The 17,402-nt window shown below is 53.8% G+C and carries 26 protein-coding genes and 1 pseudogene; 18 read left to right on the plus strand and 9 right to left on the minus strand.

Annotated features, from left to right (window positions below; translation table 11 throughout):
- The first annotated feature begins 110 nt into the window (after positions 1–110).
- From KGB23_RS04150 to KGB23_RS04180, 7 genes are all read left to right on the plus strand, one after another.
- On the plus strand, positions 111–902 hold the full coding sequence (locus KGB23_RS04150; RefSeq protein ID WP_223430001.1) for a S24 family peptidase: 792 nt from the start codon (positions 111–113) through the stop codon (positions 900–902).
- 72 nt (positions 903–974) lie between these two features.
- Positions 975–1,316, plus strand: coding sequence for a hypothetical protein (locus KGB23_RS04155; protein ID WP_223430002.1), 342 nt, complete (start codon positions 975–977; stop codon positions 1,314–1,316).
- A 146-nt stretch (positions 1,317–1,462) separates the two neighbouring features.
- Positions 1,463–1,666 carry a hypothetical protein gene (locus tag KGB23_RS04160; RefSeq protein WP_223430003.1) on the plus strand — a complete coding sequence of 68 codons (204 nt, stop codon included), beginning with the start codon at positions 1,463–1,465 and terminating at the stop codon, positions 1,664–1,666.
- A 34-nt stretch (positions 1,667–1,700) separates the two neighbouring features.
- Positions 1,701–1,889 (plus strand): hypothetical protein, encoded by a 189-nt coding sequence (locus tag KGB23_RS04165; RefSeq protein WP_223430004.1) that lies wholly within the window; start codon positions 1,701–1,703, stop codon positions 1,887–1,889.
- A gap of 268 nt (positions 1,890–2,157) precedes the next feature.
- On the plus strand, positions 2,158–2,709 hold the full coding sequence (locus tag KGB23_RS04170; protein ID WP_223430005.1) for a hypothetical protein: 552 nt from the start codon (positions 2,158–2,160) through the stop codon (positions 2,707–2,709).
- A gap of 89 nt (positions 2,710–2,798) precedes the next feature.
- A complete protein-coding gene (locus KGB23_RS04175; RefSeq protein ID WP_223430006.1) occupies positions 2,799–3,563 on the plus strand; it encodes a hypothetical protein in 765 nt (254 codons plus the stop codon).
- Positions 3,564–3,943: 380 nt separating this feature from the next.
- The gene (locus tag KGB23_RS04180; protein ID WP_223430007.1) at positions 3,944–4,357 is read left to right on the plus strand and encodes a CBS domain-containing protein; all 414 of its coding nucleotides are present in this window, start codon (positions 3,944–3,946) and stop codon (positions 4,355–4,357) included.
- An 891-nt stretch (positions 4,358–5,248) separates the two neighbouring features.
- On the opposite strand, the gene KGB23_RS04185 is transcribed toward KGB23_RS04180, so the two are convergent.
- Entirely contained in the window at positions 5,249–5,545 is a 297-nt protein-coding gene (locus tag KGB23_RS04185; RefSeq protein WP_223430008.1) for a cupin domain-containing protein, read from the minus strand.
- 145 nt (positions 5,546–5,690) lie between these two features.
- Here KGB23_RS04185 and KGB23_RS04190 point away from each other — a divergent pair, with 145 nt between their 5' ends.
- The 8 genes from KGB23_RS04190 to KGB23_RS04230 all read left to right on the plus strand — a co-directional run bounded on the left by KGB23_RS04190 (position 5,691) and on the right by KGB23_RS04230 (position 10,485).
- On the plus strand, positions 5,691–5,939 hold the full coding sequence (locus KGB23_RS04190) for a hypothetical protein (RefSeq protein WP_223430009.1): 249 nt from the start codon (positions 5,691–5,693) through the stop codon (positions 5,937–5,939).
- The gene (locus tag KGB23_RS04195) at positions 5,936–6,169 is read left to right on the plus strand and encodes a hypothetical protein (protein WP_223430010.1); all 234 of its coding nucleotides are present in this window, start codon (positions 5,936–5,938) and stop codon (positions 6,167–6,169) included. Before KGB23_RS04190 ends, KGB23_RS04195 begins: the two co-directional genes overlap by 4 nt.
- On the plus strand, positions 6,166–6,360 hold the full coding sequence (locus KGB23_RS04200; RefSeq protein WP_008075831.1) for a hypothetical protein: 195 nt from the start codon (positions 6,166–6,168) through the stop codon (positions 6,358–6,360). Before KGB23_RS04195 ends, KGB23_RS04200 begins: the two co-directional genes overlap by 4 nt.
- Positions 6,361–6,515: 155 nt before the next feature.
- The gene (locus KGB23_RS04205) at positions 6,516–7,676 is read left to right on the plus strand and encodes a hypothetical protein (protein WP_223430011.1); all 1,161 of its coding nucleotides are present in this window, start codon (positions 6,516–6,518) and stop codon (positions 7,674–7,676) included.
- A 52-nt stretch (positions 7,677–7,728) separates the two neighbouring features.
- On the plus strand, positions 7,729–8,718 hold the full coding sequence (locus KGB23_RS04210) for a RecT family recombinase (protein ID WP_223430012.1): 990 nt from the start codon (positions 7,729–7,731) through the stop codon (positions 8,716–8,718).
- A complete protein-coding gene (locus KGB23_RS04215; protein ID WP_223430013.1) occupies positions 8,718–9,380 on the plus strand; it encodes a lambda exonuclease family protein in 663 nt (220 codons plus the stop codon). Before KGB23_RS04210 ends, KGB23_RS04215 begins: the two co-directional genes overlap by 1 nt.
- Positions 9,381–9,621: 241 nt before the next feature.
- Positions 9,622–10,083: a hypothetical protein gene (locus tag KGB23_RS04225; protein ID WP_223430014.1), complete on the plus strand. Its 462-nt coding sequence runs from the start codon at positions 9,622–9,624 to the stop codon at positions 10,081–10,083.
- A gap of 75 nt (positions 10,084–10,158) precedes the next feature.
- Positions 10,159–10,485: a hypothetical protein gene (locus tag KGB23_RS04230; RefSeq protein WP_223430015.1), complete on the plus strand. Its 327-nt coding sequence runs from the start codon at positions 10,159–10,161 to the stop codon at positions 10,483–10,485.
- 56 nt (positions 10,486–10,541) lie between these two features.
- On the opposite strand, the gene KGB23_RS04235 is transcribed toward KGB23_RS04230, so the two are convergent.
- The 3 genes from KGB23_RS04235 to KGB23_RS04245 form a co-directional block, all read right to left on the minus strand.
- On the minus strand, positions 10,542–10,778 hold the full coding sequence (locus tag KGB23_RS04235) for a hypothetical protein (protein WP_223430016.1): 237 nt from the start codon (positions 10,776–10,778) through the stop codon (positions 10,542–10,544).
- Between the two features lie 83 nt (positions 10,779–10,861).
- On the minus strand, positions 10,862–11,449 hold the full coding sequence (locus tag KGB23_RS04240; protein WP_223430017.1) for a hypothetical protein: 588 nt from the start codon (positions 11,447–11,449) through the stop codon (positions 10,862–10,864).
- A gap of 180 nt (positions 11,450–11,629) precedes the next feature.
- On the minus strand, positions 11,630–12,358 hold the full coding sequence (locus KGB23_RS04245) for a DUF2971 domain-containing protein (protein ID WP_223430018.1): 729 nt from the start codon (positions 12,356–12,358) through the stop codon (positions 11,630–11,632).
- 98 nt (positions 12,359–12,456) lie between these two features.
- Between KGB23_RS04245 and KGB23_RS04250 the strand changes: the two genes are divergently transcribed.
- Together KGB23_RS04250 and KGB23_RS04255 are read left to right on the plus strand one after the other, a co-directional pair.
- Positions 12,457–12,765: a hypothetical protein gene (locus tag KGB23_RS04250; RefSeq protein ID WP_223430019.1), complete on the plus strand. Its 309-nt coding sequence runs from the start codon at positions 12,457–12,459 to the stop codon at positions 12,763–12,765.
- Positions 12,766–12,769: 4 nt separating this feature from the next.
- Positions 12,770–13,132, plus strand: coding sequence for a hypothetical protein (locus KGB23_RS04255; RefSeq protein ID WP_223430020.1), 363 nt, complete (start codon positions 12,770–12,772; stop codon positions 13,130–13,132).
- A 17-nt stretch (positions 13,133–13,149) separates the two neighbouring features.
- Here KGB23_RS04255 and KGB23_RS04260 read toward each other — a convergent pair whose 3' ends face one another.
- The 4 genes from KGB23_RS04260 to KGB23_RS04275 form a co-directional block, all read right to left on the minus strand.
- The gene (locus tag KGB23_RS04260) at positions 13,150–13,392 is read right to left on the minus strand and encodes a hypothetical protein (protein WP_223430021.1); all 243 of its coding nucleotides are present in this window, start codon (positions 13,390–13,392) and stop codon (positions 13,150–13,152) included.
- 94 nt (positions 13,393–13,486) lie between these two features.
- Entirely contained in the window at positions 13,487–13,672 is a 186-nt protein-coding gene (locus KGB23_RS04265) for a hypothetical protein (RefSeq protein ID WP_223430022.1), read from the minus strand.
- Between the two features lie 116 nt (positions 13,673–13,788).
- Positions 13,789–14,043 carry a hypothetical protein gene (locus tag KGB23_RS04270; RefSeq protein WP_223430023.1) on the minus strand — a complete coding sequence of 85 codons (255 nt, stop codon included), beginning with the start codon at positions 14,041–14,043 and terminating at the stop codon, positions 13,789–13,791.
- A 146-nt stretch (positions 14,044–14,189) separates the two neighbouring features.
- On the minus strand, positions 14,190–15,050 hold the full coding sequence (locus KGB23_RS04275; RefSeq protein ID WP_223430024.1) for a DUF2971 domain-containing protein: 861 nt from the start codon (positions 15,048–15,050) through the stop codon (positions 14,190–14,192).
- A gap of 20 nt (positions 15,051–15,070) precedes the next feature.
- On the opposite strand from KGB23_RS04275, the pseudogene KGB23_RS04280 reads away from it, so the two are divergent.
- Positions 15,071–15,730: pseudogene (locus tag KGB23_RS04280) on the plus strand (DNA cytosine methyltransferase); the annotation flags it as partial.
- 262 nt (positions 15,731–15,992) lie between these two features.
- Here KGB23_RS04280 and KGB23_RS04285 read toward each other — a convergent pair.
- A complete protein-coding gene (locus tag KGB23_RS04285; protein ID WP_223430026.1) occupies positions 15,993–16,802 on the minus strand; it encodes an HNH endonuclease in 810 nt (269 codons plus the stop codon).
- Positions 16,803–17,402: the final 600 nt, after the last annotated feature.

Consider the following 17,402-nt stretch of genomic DNA (forward strand, 5'->3'; position numbering starts at 1 on the left):
TTCCACGGCTTGTTATACGCCATGGATAGTAGCAGCGCTGCTTTTTATCAGCAACAAATTACTAGCTGTGCTATTTGCAGAAATATCAGTTCTGCTAATATTCTTTCGACATGAAAACACGTCGCCCCCTAACCTCCGAAGAGGTGGCCGAGAGCACTAGGCTTAAGGCTATTTATGAACAGCGAAAGGCTGCTGCTAAAGCGGCCGGACGCAACCTCACGCAAGCCGATGTAGCCGAGGCATGCGGATGGTCTGGACAAAGTGCGTTCAGCCAGTACGCAACAGGAAAGGTACCGCTGAACGTAGAGGCCCTCCTAAAGCTGGCCAAAGCCTTGGACTTCGATGTAAAGGAGGTAAGTCCACGATTAATGTGGTCCTTAGGACACGAAATAATGCACTCAATGCTCCGGCCAAGCGACCAGATGTCGGATATTAAGCCTTGGGACGACGACACGCCCCTAGATGACGACGAGGTCTACGTCCCCTTCTTGCGCGAAGTCGAACTGTCGGCCGGATCAGGCCGTTTCGTGATTGAGGAAAGTGACAAATCCCGGCTTCGCTTCTTCAAAAAAGACCTGCGTCACAACAATGTGCAGTTCAGCAACGCGAAATGCGTGGTGGTGAGCGGCAACAGCATGCTGCCAGTGCTGCGCGACGGCGCCACGGTAGGCGTGAACGTCGGAAAGAACTCGCTTGGCGATATCGTCGACGGCGACATGTACGCGATCAACCACAACGGCCAGCTCCGCGTGAAGCAGGTCTACCGCCTGCCCACTGGCATTCGTCTGCGCAGCTTCAATCGTGATGAGCACCCGGACGAGGACTACACCTTCCGGGAGATCCAGGAGCAGCAGATCGCGATTCTTGGACACGTGTTCTGGTGGGCGATGTACTCCAGATAGACTCAGCTCGTCGACGAGAACTGTCGGTTTGTGGAGTTGAGGAATTTTGATCAGCATTGCAAGGAGAGCGATATGCCGGTAGTAGCCGTACTGAATGACGAGTCAAACCTTGGTGAAATTCTTGCAGCACTGAAAGCTTACGGCGTGGTGCTGGCTAACCACTACACTCGCCCAGGAGCATCGGACCTTACGCGCGAGCTCAGAATTGCATTGGGTCCGAGGGCTGACGAGAACCAGCTTTTTTGCCATGATCTGCCTCTGCCAATAGATGGCGAACCATGGTGGACCAGCGTATTAGTCCTGCCTCCTCGATATCACTTTCAATACCGTGAAACTATTGCCTTGGCTGCAAGAGCGCTGAGCGCTGCAAATGAATCGAAGGAAAAGAGCGTTTTTCTCTACCATGAACCGTAGACGCTAACGGGACCTGGAAAGCGTGAAGTCGGGAAGGATTGTGAGGGGTAAAATCGTGCAGTCCGCGATCTTTGGCCGCGTGATCTAGCGGGCGATGTACTCGCGCTAACAATTGACAGAGCGATGCCCTGCCGAAGGGTTACTGAATGCCGAAGAAAAAGCCGGAAAGTAAAACAGCGGCGTCCGCAGCTGAAATTGAGCGCTCTATCCAAGCCCTGAACAAAATGGCTGAACGCCTTTGGGGAGATGGTCGAGAGACCGAGGCGAAAGCCCTCCTTGATGCCTTGGACTCTCTAAACCGGGCGCTGGACCGAATCAGGATTGGCGAAAGTCGCAGGGTTCTTCATTGAAGACCGTCTTGGTTCTGGAACGAGGAATGACGGCATGGCGCACTCACTTCAATACCAGATAACCGAATCCGTTCGCGTCGTTGAGATCGAAGTGGGGAAACTGCTCGATTTGGCAGCAATGCTGAGAGACGCTGGAAATGATGTCCTGGCAATGGCTGTCTCGAACCAGGCAAATAAGCTGCTTGAGGCTGCGGTAGCGCTGAGAATCGCGATGGCGGGCTGACTGCTTATGCTGATGAGGTGATAGCGGGAAGGATTGTGCGGGGTAAGGCTGAGCCAGCCATTAAAGCTACTAGCGAGGGATAGCAGTGAAAGTCGAATGGGCTGAGATTGTAAAGGGTACTGAGAGACCTGTAGGTATAGGCGTCACAGGAGCGCACCGATGCACTCTTCGCGTCGACGGAAACTTAGTTGCTGCGATTCTGAAAAGAGGCCCCAGAGAGCAAATAATTGCCGAGGCTTTTTGTGGCATGCTCCTGAGGGCGTGGGGTTTGACTGTACCCTCTTCTTATCTCGTCGATCTTGAAGGCGAGTTAGCTTTCGCCAGTGCCGATACAGGTTATCCCAACCTATCTCAACGTTTAGGCATCGACGCCCTTCACCCCGGCTCACCGGAATATGATGCAGCCTTGGGTATGGCGTGCAATTTGATTTGCAGTCTTCCGTCCGCACCTCTTGCAGCAACGGCAGATGAGGCTATCGATAACAGGGACCGCAATCTCGGAAACGTTCTCTGGGATGGTGTGACAGAAGCCTGGATTGATCATGCCCATGCGCTAGGGAATGCAGAAGGGCTTATGCAAGATGTGAACAAATTGTGCTTGATGGCCAATGCCTCAGCCGTGGGAGAGTCATTTAGCCAGTCAGCAATAGCATCGTGGATGATGCTGGACAGAAAGGCACCGCAATTGGTCGCATCTTGTTTAGTCACCGTCGCAGATCTTGAGAAGCCTATCACCGAACTATCCGCAAGGTTGGCGTCGATGGGGAATCGGTTGCTGAGTCGCTTTCCAGCTGCCGATGACCTACTATCACGCGCATGAAAACCTTATCGAAGTCATCGAGTTCGGTCGCACTTCATCCTTGGAGGCCTCTTTTTTGGGAGCCTGTTTCAGGGACTGGGGAGCGTCTAATGGCGGGCGTAGTTTTTTGCTATGACGGCCAATGGGAAGCCGTAAGAATTATCCGCGACGACGTGCTCGCAGCGCTTTATGGCCAAGATGCCGCAAACGGCGCCATAAACTTGATCGAGTTTGGACTGAAGCTCTTTGGCGAAGCAGCCAAATCAGCCGCGTCGCTTGAGAGGCTTGGTGTTTCAATATCAGGCCTATACGCTGGCGAGGAAAGAACTACAGAGGCCCAATCAAGAGCAGAGCTTCTGCGCACTGCGGCCCTACTGTACTCAAGCTTGGCGAACCTTGATAAATTCGACTCCGCTCAAGAACAGGACATCCCTCTTTCTGAAGAAGTGACAAAACGATTTAGTACGGAAATTCGGGATCTGGTAGTTAGAGATCACCCAAATCTTGAAGATTATTTCGGGCGCCATGCAGTTCTTTTTTCTGGCGGCGATAAGGTGCGATTCGGATTCGTTTCTCCGCGAGCCGCATTGCATTTCAATGTGGTGACCCCCATCAGACCGGGTCCGAGCTTAAGAGACGCAAGGGCACGGATATTTGAACTTCAGCGCTGCCGGGAAATTACGGGAATTGATAAAGCAGTTTTGATATCGGCAGTTCCTCGATCAGATGACCCGACATTAGGGGTTCGGCAGCGCCAAAACATTCAGCTCTTGAATGAGGAAATTGCCGGCGAGGCAAGATCTGTAAACGTCGGATATATCCCCGTAACATCGGCATCAGCTGGGGCAGAGCAAGTGGTTCTTTTAGGTGCGTAACTATTGAATCAAAAAGATGCCCGGCCCAGCGCCGGGCTTCTTGTTTCTGCCCTTTCATCCCTTCGTCACACCGACCAAGCACACTGCAGTCAGCCAAAGGGATTTGGCCACGTGCATAAAGAGCCCGGCCTAGCGCCGGGCTTCTTTTTTGTGATCGGCTTTCACTCCAGTCCGCTAATGCGTCAACGCAGGGAGCGGACGATGAGCTCTTCTTCAGAGCAGCGATCAAAACAGTCCTCACCAGCCGCTATCGATAGGGCACCGCTTTGTCTTGCGTCGACCAGTGGGGGCGAAACGGTATGAACTCCTTTCGTCCTCTATCAGTCGAAATAAATGGCCCCCCCTTGCCCACTGAATCATCACTTAAAAGGAGTCTTTTCATGAAGATTTCGGAAGTAATGACGAAGGACGTTAAAACAGCCAAACCCAGCCACACAATCCAAGAAGCAGCCAGCCTCATGGCCAAGATCGACAGCGGCGCCATTATGATCGAGGAGCAAGAACGCCTGATTGGTATGATCACGGACCGAGACATCGCCATCAGAGGCGTAGCCATAGGACTCGCGGGGGACACCCCGATCAGCAAAATAATGAGTGGTGGCGTCCGCTACTGCTTTGAGGATGAGGACGTTGAACATGTGGCAAAAAACATGGCCGACATTCAGCTCCGCCGCTTGCCTGTACTCAACCGTGACAAGCGCCTAGTTGGCATGGTGTCGCTAGGGAACATTGCCAGCGCTAGATCGCAAACCGCTTCTGCTACGGTTCTACGTGGAGTGGCACAGGCCCATTAACAGTTTTTCTGACATGGCTAAAGCCTGGCCCAGCGCCGGGCTTTTTCGTATCTGCGACATGCTTTTCACGAAGCGCTCACAGAACGCAGCGCAGATTGGACAGACAAAAGGATTTGACCCCATACAAAGAGCCCGCCATGCGCGGGCTTTTTTGTGCTCGCATGAAAATATATTAGCAGTGCTATTTACTTGATTTAGTAGCAGTGCTACTTTTGCCCCATCGCAACCGGTACCCAATCAGGGGCCAGCTGCGAAGGGTCGAGAGGTCCGCCGTTCTTTAGCTCCACCGTTTCACCTTGCCGGATCACCACCGGCCCAGATTCAAAGGCAGCGATGAACCGGCCTCAACGGTTCAGAGGGTTGGCAACTGACCCAGGCGTGCAGCGTAAAACGCCAAGAACAGTTATCCAGCGGGAGAACAAGCCGAAAGGCCCGCGGCTGGAAGAACAATTTGAGATAGGCCAGTGATCGACGCCAGCAGCGGGTCACTGCCGAAGGCATCACCTCTGTCCATTCGTTGAGTGGGCTTTGGGATGCGGACGAAACTGCGGCCTATAACCGCCCACCTGCATCACAACCAACTACCGAGGAATGCTCGGAGTTGCCCACGTCACGGAGGATGCGCCATGAAGTAGCTGAACGATTCACCCCGCGTGGAGCAGCAAGCCTGAAGGCTGCGCCCAACACTCATTCAGGCAGCGGACAGCAGGTCGTCGATGTCACCGCGCATCGGCCGGAATTCCGGTAGGCCACCCCAGCGCGAAGACAACTTGATGCTGCAAGTCCAGGCCGTCGCCAGTAGCGGGCTTGGGTGAATTACCGCAGACGAGTCCGAGGGCATAGCTGGCCAGACTCGACACATCCCGGGTAGTTCCGGGCGCCTGCAGCCCCTCAAATATCAATGATGATTAATGTCCCGTGGCTTCCGGTTAACACCGCGTGCGGAACACCGGCTTCGGCCAGGTAGATCTGCCCTTCTCCAACGCTGATGGCTTCACCATCGACGTCCAGCAGTAGCTGTCCTGAAATGACTAACAAGCCTTCGGTGTAGTCATGCACCTCTGCCGCAGAGGGCATTTCATCCATGCGTAGAACTTTGATATTGGAGTTGCCTACCCGCCCAAGCACGGTGGACTTCCAGGCTTGAGGCAAAGCCTTCGAAATCAAATCAAGATCCAGCAGTGACATAGAAATTTCCTTATTTATCCCGGCCCTCATTTATACCCTCCGGCACCACCCGCATGCACTCCCCTCTGCGCCCAACGGTAAACAGCGGAACGGATGAGTGCAGCCGAGTTTTGTTGGATCAACACCCGCCACTCTGGAGGCGACCATGGCAACCAGCTATGCAGACAGTGCACAGGCCCGGGAGTGGGACAGGCGTTATGACGCTTGGGGCCGCGAGAAGAAATCGCAGCCTGACGAGTTCCACGACTACGAGGCAGCCGAACAAATGCGCACTCAGGAGCTGGCTGACCGTGCCGCCCGTGCAATTGAAGAGCGCAAAAGCCTGAAGCAGCGCATTGCCGCAACCATGGCGCAAATGGAAATGGTGTGTCCGCCAAAAGGAGGCGCAGCGTGAACACTGAAGAACGCGATCACCAGACGGCTGTCACCTGGATCGAAGGCGAGATCAACAACATGATCCGCGATTTGGGCAAGCCGAACGCCAGCTCGGCGGCGACATCAGTAATCACGTTGGCCTACTTGCTGCGCGTCATCGACGACGGTGAGCAGCGTCACTATAGGGCGCGCATCGACCAGATCTACGCCACCTATAACGAATCGATCCGGCAAGGAGCTGCAGCATGACGACCCCACCAGTTAAATCACTGATCGACGAGCAGCTCGACGAGATCGAATCGAAGCTGGTCTTGCTGGGTTTCGGCCTGCCGTTCAACGAGGTGATTGGCAAGTCTCGCGAAGCTCTGGTCGCCAGCCTGCCTCGCCGTCTGGCGGCAACCATGAAAGGCGGCCGGATCGCGGTGAGGGTTCGGCCATGACTTCCTATCAGCGCGCAAAGCGCTTTTGGTTCTGGCGCGGCTCTGCCATCGCCCTGCTCTTCTTCACTGCCTGGATGCTGGCAAGCGCTTACTCCGGCCAGCTCACTCAATAACGCACACCTTCAAAGCTGCGCACCGCGCCGCAAGGAACTGTCATGTCCGCAAATACTAAACAAGCACTCGCACAACAACCGCTCGAAGTTAGCGAAAGCGACGATGTACAAAAATCTGTAGTCCCTGCGGTAGCCGTCACCGACATCGCCGAATATCGGCCGCACGAAGAACAGATCGTTCGTCTGGAGACCACTTACGCGAAGCTGGTCGTTGACTGCTCGACCAACGAAGGCTTGGCGAATGCGAAGGAAGTTCGCGTCGATATCCGCGAGGTGCGCTATGCCCTGGCGAACACCACCAAAACGGCACTCGTGCCCTATCAGCAGAAAGTCAAAGATGCCCAGGCTCGCGTCAACCAGGTTAAGGAGTTCGGCGAGACGCTGAAGGATCGTGTGCTGGCAATTGAAACGCCTGTCGACGAAGCAATTAAGGCCGAGGAAAAACGCGTAGCTGATGCCAAAGCAGAACGCGAGCGTGTCGAGGCTGAACGTGTCGAAGCCATCCGGGCAAAGATTACCCGCTTCAGCTCTGTCGCTGCCGCATATGCAAGCCGTAGCGCTGCGGATGTCGCAAACATTCTGCAAGGCGTCAAGGAATCAGTGATCCTGCCCGAAGAATATGCCGAGTTCGAAGCTGAAGGCACCATCGCCCGCGACAACGCTATTGATCAGCTTGAAACGCTGCACAAGTCTGCCGTTGAACGAGAAGAGGCCGCCGCCAAGCTGCTGGCCCAGCAGAAAGAGCTTGATGAACTGCGCGAGAAGCAACGCATTGCCGACGCTGAAGCTGAGGAGTTGCGCAAGCAGCGTGCCGAGGAGGACCGCAAGCGCTTGAAGCAACAGCAGGACGAGCTGGACCAGCAGCGCCGCGACATGGAGGCACAGCAACGCCAGCAGCGTGAGCAGCAGGAAGAGCAACAGCGCCAGCAGCGCGAACGCGACGCACAGTATCAACGTGACCAAGAAGAGCTAGCCCGTCTGCGCGCCCAGGCTGCCGCACCCGCTCCAACCACTTCAGTAGCTGCATCCGTGGTCACAGAGAAGGTCGAAGTCGCCCATGTCAGCGCACATGCAATCGCCGCTGAATCCGACGATGCGACTACGACTGCGCCATCGGTTGACGACATTGTCGAGGTTGTAGCCCTGGGCTTCGACGTGGACCCCGACACTGCTCGCGCATGGCTTCGCGCCATCCGCTTCTAACCACCCTTTCCATCTGAAGGCCGACCACACCATGTCGGCCACGGAGAGCGCAATGACCGACTCAGACACCCAAGCACCAACAGGCCTTGCCACGTACCACGATCCATCGCACAACGCGGCAGCGCTCATTCTTGATCCGGGCACCATGAAGTCGATGAGCGACCTCGCGCTGATGATGTCGAAGGGCGTGACAACAGTCCCCAAACATCTGAAGGGCAATCAAGCTGACTGCATGGCGGTAGTGCTGCAAGCAATGCAGTGGCAGATGAACCCATTCGCTGTTGCGCAGAAGACGTTCATCGTCAACGGTGGCGCATTGAGCTATGAAGCTCAGCTCGTTAACGCGGTGATCACCGCCAAGGCCCCAGTCAAGGGTCGACTGAACTTCGAGTGGTTCGGATCCTGGGAAAACGTCATCGGGAAGATGCGCGAAGTCACCAGCAAGACCAAGAAAGACGAGGACACTGGCGAGTTCAAGAAGTATCGCGTTCCGGCCTGGAGCTTTGACGACGAGAAAGGTCTCGGGATTAAGGTTTGGGCAACCTTCAAAGGCGAAGACGAGCCACGCATTCTGGAACTTCTGCTCACCCAGGTCCGCACCCGGAACTCTACGCTTTGGGCGGAAGATCCCAAGCAGCAGATTGCCTATTTGGTGACTAAAAAATGGGCGCGACTCTTCTGCCCTGACGTCATCCTCGGCGTCTATACACCCGATGAATTCGAAGACTCGTACGGCGGCGAAATCGATATCACCCCTGCGAAGCAGGCTTCAAACACCGCTGCCGCTGCTGGTGTGTCGTTCGGCCCGAAATCCCCGTCGCCTGAAATCGACGGAGTATTCGCAGACCTTTTTGTCGTCGCGAAGCGGCAGGACATCGAAGCCTATGCGACAGCCTGGGCAGGTCTCAAGCCTAAGCAGCGCGCAGCGATCGGCCTGGAATGCCACGAAGCGCTCAAGAACATGGCGGCAACCGTTGATGGCGACTTTACCGATATGACTGGCAACAACGACGGCCTGTCTCAGGTCGAGGAAGCGGCGTAGTGAGAACGGAACTTCAGGGCACTGAAAAGTGGCATGCAGACCGATCTGGCCGAGTGACAGCCAGCCGGTTTAAAGATGTGATTGCTTGGGGGAAGCCTGACAAAAATGGGAAGCGCGAGCCTATGGGGGCGCGCACCTCATACATGCGCGAGCTGTGCTTCGAGCGACTGGCAAAGAAGTCCAAGCACAACGTCAGCAGCGCTTCCTTGAAGTGGGGCCACACCGAAGAACAGAAGGCTCAGGACGCCTACGAGATGTTGACCGGCAACATCGTCATACCGTCAGAGTTCATCGTCCACCCGAAGTACGACTGGCTCGGCTGCTCGCCAGACGGCCTGATCAACGATGACGGTGGCACCGAGTCGAAGTGCCCTTTCAACGAGGCGATACACGTCAAGACTTGGCTCGAAGGTATGCCCGAGGAACACTTGCCGCAGGTCCAAGGCTGCATGTTCGTTACGGGACGGAAATGGTGGGACTTTCTGTCGTTCGATTCTCGCCAAGATGAAGAGTGTCAGCTCTACATCGAGACGATTCACCGCGACGAAGACTACATCGCCAACCTGCACAAAGAGCTGGTCCAGTTCAATCTGGAACTGAATCGCATGGTTGATGAAGTCGCGGACAAAGCCAGGGCTCAAGCCCATCGTTTAGGAGCCTGATCATGATCAGCAACCACCTCAACTTGGTCGAGCAGCAGCGGCAGAACGCGGAATCAATTTCCAGTCGGACCGCCGAATTTCTGGCTGCCGGCGGGCAAATCGCCTAATTGAAAAATCCGCCGCGCAATCCGCTGCCACCTCCCCGCTCACAAAAAATCGACCCCGGCACGATTCTCAAGAGAAAGCCCAAGGCGTTGACAGCCGCTGATCGAAAGGCTCTCCGGGTAATGGCGGACTCACTATGAGCAAAAGAAAGCCGCATAACCTCAAGGCCCGCATCGACCGATCGTGTCGTTCGCTGCTGGCCACCAACCACGTCGCAGTGGTGAACATCGACCCCAGTGGTCACCAGGGCATGATCAATTACAAGTCACTGAAGAACATCGCTCCCGGGAAGATTGGTCAGGCCGTGTGTGGCATACCCCACCGCTGGACGATCTACCTCAGCGCGCTCTGTATTGATGCCCGCGGCGGCCGCTACAGCAAGTCTATTGAGGTGGCACCGGACGGCGTGTACCTCTCCGACCACTTGGAAGACGTGATCGAGCATTGCTACAAGCAACTCCGCGACTCGGCCAATCAAAGCCAGATGGTGGCTTCTGGCTGGATAGCTATTCCTGAACAGTTGTCGCTCGACGAGGCTCACGCCGCACGGATTTTTGAAGCGGTCGGCGCTTGGAATCAGGTCAAGGTAGCGGCATGAGACGGTTCCGCACCCAACAACGAAAACGACAAACCTGGCTGGCGCTGCCGGCCAGTGGCATAGAAGAGGTTGGCCATGGCCAAGAGTGGGCAAGAGCGATCGGCAAAGGCCGCAGAGAAGCGAATCCAGTACGACGAGAAGGAATTGCGGCACCGGGTGAGGCTCGGCATCCGGCAGAAGCTTGGTGAGCTGATGGCCTGGAACGGCATCGAGGAGATCAATGAGGCGGTGCAGAACCTGATTCTGAACGCGCATGCGCTCGGGCCGACTCTTTCATTCCAAGCGATGGAAAGTCCGCGCCACAAAGTGCAGATAAGCGAAAACGTGGCGCGGATGTTTCGGAATGAGAGTTTGACTGAGCTGAAGCGCGATCCGGGCGACGAAGTCATCACGCCGGATTAAAATTTGGAGGGAGCGGGAGGGTTCGAACCCCCTGCGGAACTGTCCGGACACCAGCGCTACTCGTCAAACCCTTCGCAATTTGGAAAATCGTACGCTCCCAGCGCCGCCCCGCCCCATCCAAATGCCGCTGTAATAGCCATCAACAATGCTCCTAGATCGATATGGTTAAAAACTGGTACTCCAAAAGTAGCAGGAGCTCCACATAGCGTTACTAGGCTCGATGCGATTGCCAAACCGCTGAAGAATTTTTCTTTCGTTCTGGCTGTTAGTCCGTGCTCGTTAGAAATCGCCATTGCGCGACTTCGTTAATGGCGGCGATCTTACACGCCTAACGCGCCCCCAATCAAACCTTGTCGCATCCGGTCACGGAGGGCGGCTACAGGTTACCCGGTTCATTTGGTGCTCCCCCGTATATTTCGCCCGGTGATGGCCGTGGCGCGCCGGTCGCAGCAGCTGACTCGCAGGCGCGTACAGCAACAATTAGGTCGCCTTTGATCTCAGAGATCATCCTAAGCCATCTATTGTAATGAATGGCTTTCTGAGTCTTTTCCATGTCGATCCAAGACTGATGTGCAAGCATCGCACGAGCATCGCTTGCAAAAGTTTGGATCAACCCTAGGGCTAGAGCCGACCTTTTGGCAGCATGATTTGGCAATTTAAGAAGGGGATACAGATCATCAATAGAAACACCCTTGGACAGTGCTTCAAGCTCCTCCAGCGCCTTCAAAATATTGGCGTCCACCTCAGAAAAATCGTTTTCACCGAATTCAAAGCACATGGAAAGGAATGCTGATTTTCTTTCGAGGGCGAAGAGCGGACCGAGCATCTTAGCGGCAGCCAATTCCGAGCGATCCTTTTCAGCCCTCCGATTTGCCCAGGCAGCTTGACCGGAAATCCCTAGGGCAACGACAACAGCGGCCACCGTGCCTATGGCCGACCACATTTCCCACGGCGAATCCGCCATTTTCTCTCCTTTGACCCGGCTCCATGCCGGTAATCCGTAATACCCCACCACTACCCAAATTGCCACTGTCGCATCCGGTCACGGAGGTCGGCGCCTGATTGGCGATTACCGGGTACGTTCTTCACGACCGGCATGTGCTCAAGCTAAGCTCTTAATGATCAGCAAAAGCCTAACTTCGGCCTATAGAATATAGTTATCGTAGAGTTTCGACTGAGTATACCTATCCCCGCTTAAACCAAATTTCTTGGAAACGGCAACGATACTATCGACAAGCCACCTAGGCATAGTTGGTGAAAAATACACATCCACCAACAATTCATTCAGATCAACCTCTAAATCCAGAATAGGTGAAGGATCACCGATACGGTTTTCACCATTTTCATTAACCGTAGTCCCAAGATCGAAGCGAACCAGTCGTACCTCGTTCTCATGCTTAAAGCTCATTCGCTTCAAGAAAGCAGGAACGAGCATATTAAACTCAAGCGATCTCGGATCGCTTTCCACATCCAAATAATCAACCTGCCCTATCGTATAATTTTGGGAAGAAATAACACTTTTCTTGAGGGCGCCAACTGTGGTTCGCACAGCAACTCCCGAGCTTTTTGTACTATATAGGTCCCACATAGCTGCCGATTCGTACTCGTTGGCATGCCAACAACTAACAAACAGCCATTTCTTATGAGCACTCTGAAGGTGTCCGCCATCAACACCGTCTTTTTTGAGTTCATTGAGTAACCCCTGCAAAAAAGCCTTTGGCCATGCTCCCTCCCAAGGATCCTCAAAGTTATCCAGCCTACACAAAAACAATTTCGATGTAGTAAGTAGCGACAAATACTTCTCAACAGTCATGTAGCGCCAAATCACTACATCATCACCCGGCGTCTTTGCAGCAGGATGCTCTGTGTGCATATCCCAAACCCAACCTGTATCAATTCCAAAAACACGTAATACCCCACTTCAACGAATCACGCCAGCCGGCGAGGCAGGCGTCTGCCTGGAGATTGCCAATGAGCATTCCCGCAAATGCTTTGAGCGACGAAGAGTGCCTGCACTACGCCGCGCTTGATCCGGCGGCCGCCACCGGACTCACCCGTCGCTTGACCTCGCAGAGCATCGATCCGAGCGCCGAGCGTGAAGAGCTGCGCGAAGACATTCGCCGCCTCGAAAGCCAGGCGAGCGATGACGAAGACGAACTCGAAAATCTTCGCGATGGTGCCGGCGAAGCCTGCCAGTGGATCAAGCGAGCAATGGACCCGGACGACCGGGAGCTTTCACTGAATGCGCTGCTGCAAAAAGCGCTCGACTGCCTGGAGTGATGCTATGAGCACTTTTGCTGTATTCGGAATGAACGAACACTTCGCCCGCGAAGAGGCGAAGCGAAAGGTTCGCGACTTCAAGATCGAAAAGGGTCAGCGGATCGAGTTGTCGATGAGCCAGTGGCTCCAGGCTGTCGAAGATCGCGTGGTCAAGATCATGGACGGCAAGCGTGTCGCCCAACTCAGCAGCATGTTTGATGCCCCCCAGTACGCGGCCGATTATGCCGAGCGCATCCGGAAGCTGGGGCGATGCCGCGACGTGATTATCAGGGCTAAGATCAAGCTGCCGCAAAACGATTTGAGACGGAAGTCGCCGACGAAACTTTCGTGGCTGGACTACTCGCCGGAATCGACAGCAGCCGCCTGACCCACCCTCACCTATTGCTAAAGGCCTTTCTGCTCGATGAGTGCTTGAGCGATTTTGTCCAGCTCTTCATGAGCCACAATCTCATCAGACCAGCGGCCTGCCACCTCCTGGTAGTACTCAGTCGCTTTCGGGTTATCGCCTTCTGACTGGCGAATAGGACCGAGAAACGCCACCTGCGGCGAGCCATCCTTTTGCGGGCCGAACGTGATCCACACTTTTGGGTCGTTCTCTGGGTAGCCGTACGAATCCCAAGAAGCCATATCGATTCTCCTTTTACCGGCCCCATGCCGGGCTGAACACAAATACCTCACTTCAACGAATCCCACCAGTGGGCTGGGTGGTTGGCGTCGTCGCCTACCGCACCGAAGGATCAGCAACTCGGTCAATCGCCTTCCTGTAGGTCGCAAGCTCAATGATCTGTCGCAAGCAAATGACGACCTCCAGTTTCTGCTTGTCGTCGGGAATCCCCAACCACTTCAACATCATTTGGGCGTCTTCCTCGATTGCCGCGAGTGCATCGATATCGCTTTGCAGTCTCATGTCGGTCTCCCCGTTTGACTGAATTCGACATAAAGACATAGACCACTAACTCACTTCATGCCAGCCGGCGAGGGAGGCGTCTGACCCACCCTCACCTATTGCGCTGAGTACTGTTTTCAAGCCGAAAGATCAGGCCCAAGAGTCAAATCGATGTCTAGCCTCGCCAATGCTTTACCGCGGGCTAACGCCTCATTAAAGCTGTTGTACTTGGCATTTTCACGGATTGCTTCAACCTGCCTTTCTTTGATCTCAACATCGATTCTAAGCCCTGTTGGCACAGAATCACTGTCGCTACCCCATTCGAAATCAATCTTCGCTTTAACGCCTCGATGCTCATAGACAACTGGGTACGGCCTATCCACTAACACCATTTCGATCTCCTTGATCCGGCTCCATGCCGGGCCGAACACAAATACCCCACTTCAACGAATCACGCCAGCCGGCGAGGCAATCGCTTGACGGGAGACCCTCCATGACTATTGCACTCGCGGGTGAAAGTTTAGATTACTCAAGACAGCTATGGGGCTCGATACGGGATATCGGATTTAATAACTTTTATTTCATGGGAATAGTTTTCTAATGCGACTTCTTGAGCATGTCGAATATTGTTCAAAAACGCTTTCATAGAGATGCAAGCCAATTCTTGGTCCCTCATTGGGCCAATATGGATGGCTTTTATGTTTCTCAGTGATATATCAACTTCCACAAAAGGGACAAGTATATCTCCTCGAGAGCGGTATTTGACTGGCAGGCCATCGTCCAAATCAGGATCTATATCATGACCAGCTATCAATCTAACTTCCTGCTCTTCAGAAAAACTTTCATGCTTAAAGGTCGCTGCCAACCCGACAAGGTCAGAATAAGCTTTCAGCCCAGGAAAATCTAAAAACCCATCATTACATTCCATATCATTCGCAATAGTCATCAAACTTTTCAGAGCCACATCACTCGCCCTCTCAAGCTTTTCGTCTGCGTCATATACGCACTTTGAAAGCCCGGCAGGCATCGCATCACGTGAAAACTCAATTGCATAAGATCCGTAAGCACGCCATTGGCTTAGCAAATCAGAGGCACGACTAAAAGAACAAATGAATACAGGGCGACGATCTAACCCATAATCTGAAAGACCTCCAAGTCTGGCGATAACAAACTCTGCAGAATTGAAAAATAATTCATGCCGTTTTGAAAAAGTATCAGACTGATATTTCACATACCGAAGAATGTTAGATACACCATCATGCATTTCTTGGGAGTCATTTAGATACCGAACATCCGTAAGCCATAGCTTTTTATTTTCAAGTATTGATTTAACTGCATTTACGTCCGTGTAGTGGAAGAGCTGCACTGGTTTCCCCTCAAAAAATTTACCTTCACGCAATATACCGGCGAGGTGCCACTGTGCCCATCACTTACGGAAGCGTTTGCAGCGGCATCGAGGCCGCGACCATGGCCTGGCATCCACTCGGCATGCGCGCCACCTGGTTCGCCGAGATCGAAGCCTTCCCCAGTGCTGTGCTGGCCCACCACTACCCAAACACGCCGAACCTCGGCGACATGACCAAGCTCGGGGCCCTGGTACTGGCCGGCAAGATCGAAGCGCCGGACTTACTGGTCGGTGGTACCCCCTGCCAAGCCTTCAGTGTCGCCGGCATGCGCCAGGGTTTGCTCGACCCGCGCGGCGCCCTCACCATCAAATACGTGGAGCTTGCAGATGCAACTGACTATGTTCGCGCCAGTCGAGGTGAGCCCGCCTCCGTTGTCGTTTGGGAAAACGTCCCCGGTGTCCTCAGTGACAAAGGGAACGCCTTCGGATGTTTTCTTGGCGCGCTTGCTGGGGAAGACTGCGAACTGCAGCCTTCAGGGAAAAGGTGGCCAGACGCTGGTTGTGTGTATGGACCCAAAAGAACAATCGCGTGGCGGGTCCTGGACGCCCAATATTTCGGCCTGGCCCAACGACGCCGCCGGGTGTTCGTTGTCGCAAGTGCTCGAGGAGGATTCGATCCCACCGAGGTACTTTTTGAGCGAGAAGGCACTCGCCGGGATAGCCCGCCGGGACGGGAAAAGAAGTCGACACTTCATCCTACTCTCACGGCACAGGGGGGAGGCTCTCTCGATGACCGAGAGGCATATGTACTGGAGCCCGAGGGTATTAGACGAACAAGCGTCATCGAATGGGAACGTTGCCAAGGCTTGCCTGATAACTACACGCTGATCCCATGGCGCGGCAAACCTGCCAGCGAATGCCCGGACGGTCCGCGCTTTAAGACGATTGGTAACAGCAAGGCCGTCACCGTAGTTCGCTGGATCGGCTGGCGAATTATCAAACATTTGCACCTAGGCGGCGCACGACAACCTCTTTAATATCCAAGTAATCTTCGATGCCCGCTCGCATATGAGCATGCACTGCAGAGTGACAATTCGAACACAATAATGCTAGATCTTCTAGAACTACCACACTCTTCGTTGCCTTGGTAGAAACTGGCACCTTGTGATGAGCCTCAATATATTCGAATCCATACTTGGCCTTAAAATCATCATTGCAAATTTCACACACCCACGATCCGGACGACTTTAGAAACTTAACTATTTGAGAGCTCCGCTCAGACAACAGATGCGTAACATACTTTTTTCCGCCCTCCATAAAGCCTTGTCCAACCTTACCTGCAAGCACATGAGATTCGGCTTGGCGACCAAGAATGACATATTCGTCAGCACAATCAACCAAGCTGAATATGCCTTCGAAAACCCAATTACTTTTTTGTTCACTATAAAGAACCACTGGATACCCAAACTCGGGCTGATTTAGCAAGGCCAGATTCGCCTTTTCCTTGAGTGATACAACCCCTTTTCGAGCCTTGAAGGAATAGCGATAAAGCTCTCGTTCAGAATTCACCCATCCATCATGGCTATAACTTCCCGAACGAACCTTGACCAAGACACCATCAAGAGCAGGAAGCGAACCAACCCAATTTATACCTTGCTGGGGAGTATTGTTAATAATGAGGCTTTCGCCATTCCAATACTCAGACCCAGGAACCTTCGAATATTGAATTAAAGTATATAAATCCTTTTTTGAAATTATTGATCCAACTGGAGCTTTAAGCAGATCGTGAAAACTTATATTCGCCATCGTCATCCCTAACATATATCACCGTTTTTTAAGCCTTCATTATGGCACTGACGACCTACAGCTCGAATGCCTCATTCAGCATATCCCCCACTCCACCGCCCAGGCATGCCCCGGCATAGGACGTCCCATGCCCACAGAGAACAAACTCATCCAGCTGGGCCGTCAGTTCTGGCAGATCAGTCGGGCGCAATGATGAATAGCTGATGAATGTTGATATCGACGGGCGTTATCCACGGAGGCTGTTTGTTTTCGGCGCGCAGTGCCAAGTAGGCCCTTGTGCGCTCCACATGAAATTTTTGCTTTAGCATCGACATCTCGTCGACCAGCAGCTTAGGGACGCCGTAATAGCCGCATTCTGGACAATCCCGCTCAGCAAGATGGCCAGAGGACAAAATATCAATGTCTGTGGCCCCTCAGATTAAGCAAGCCATTTTCAACCCCCCTATGAATGACAAAATCAAATGTAGCCGATCCCGGCGAGGCTCCCCCATGCCCACAGAAAATCTCAAGGTCTATCAAGCCCGCGAAGGTGCCGAAGGCCAACAGTAATAACCTTCTCCACCAGCATCGCCCAAGCTCGCCTGTCAGTCGCCCTCCCCT

The organism is Pseudomonas sp. GL-B-26 (assembly GCF_019947405.1).
Classification (GTDB): Bacteria; Pseudomonadota; Gammaproteobacteria; order Pseudomonadales; family Pseudomonadaceae; genus Aquipseudomonas.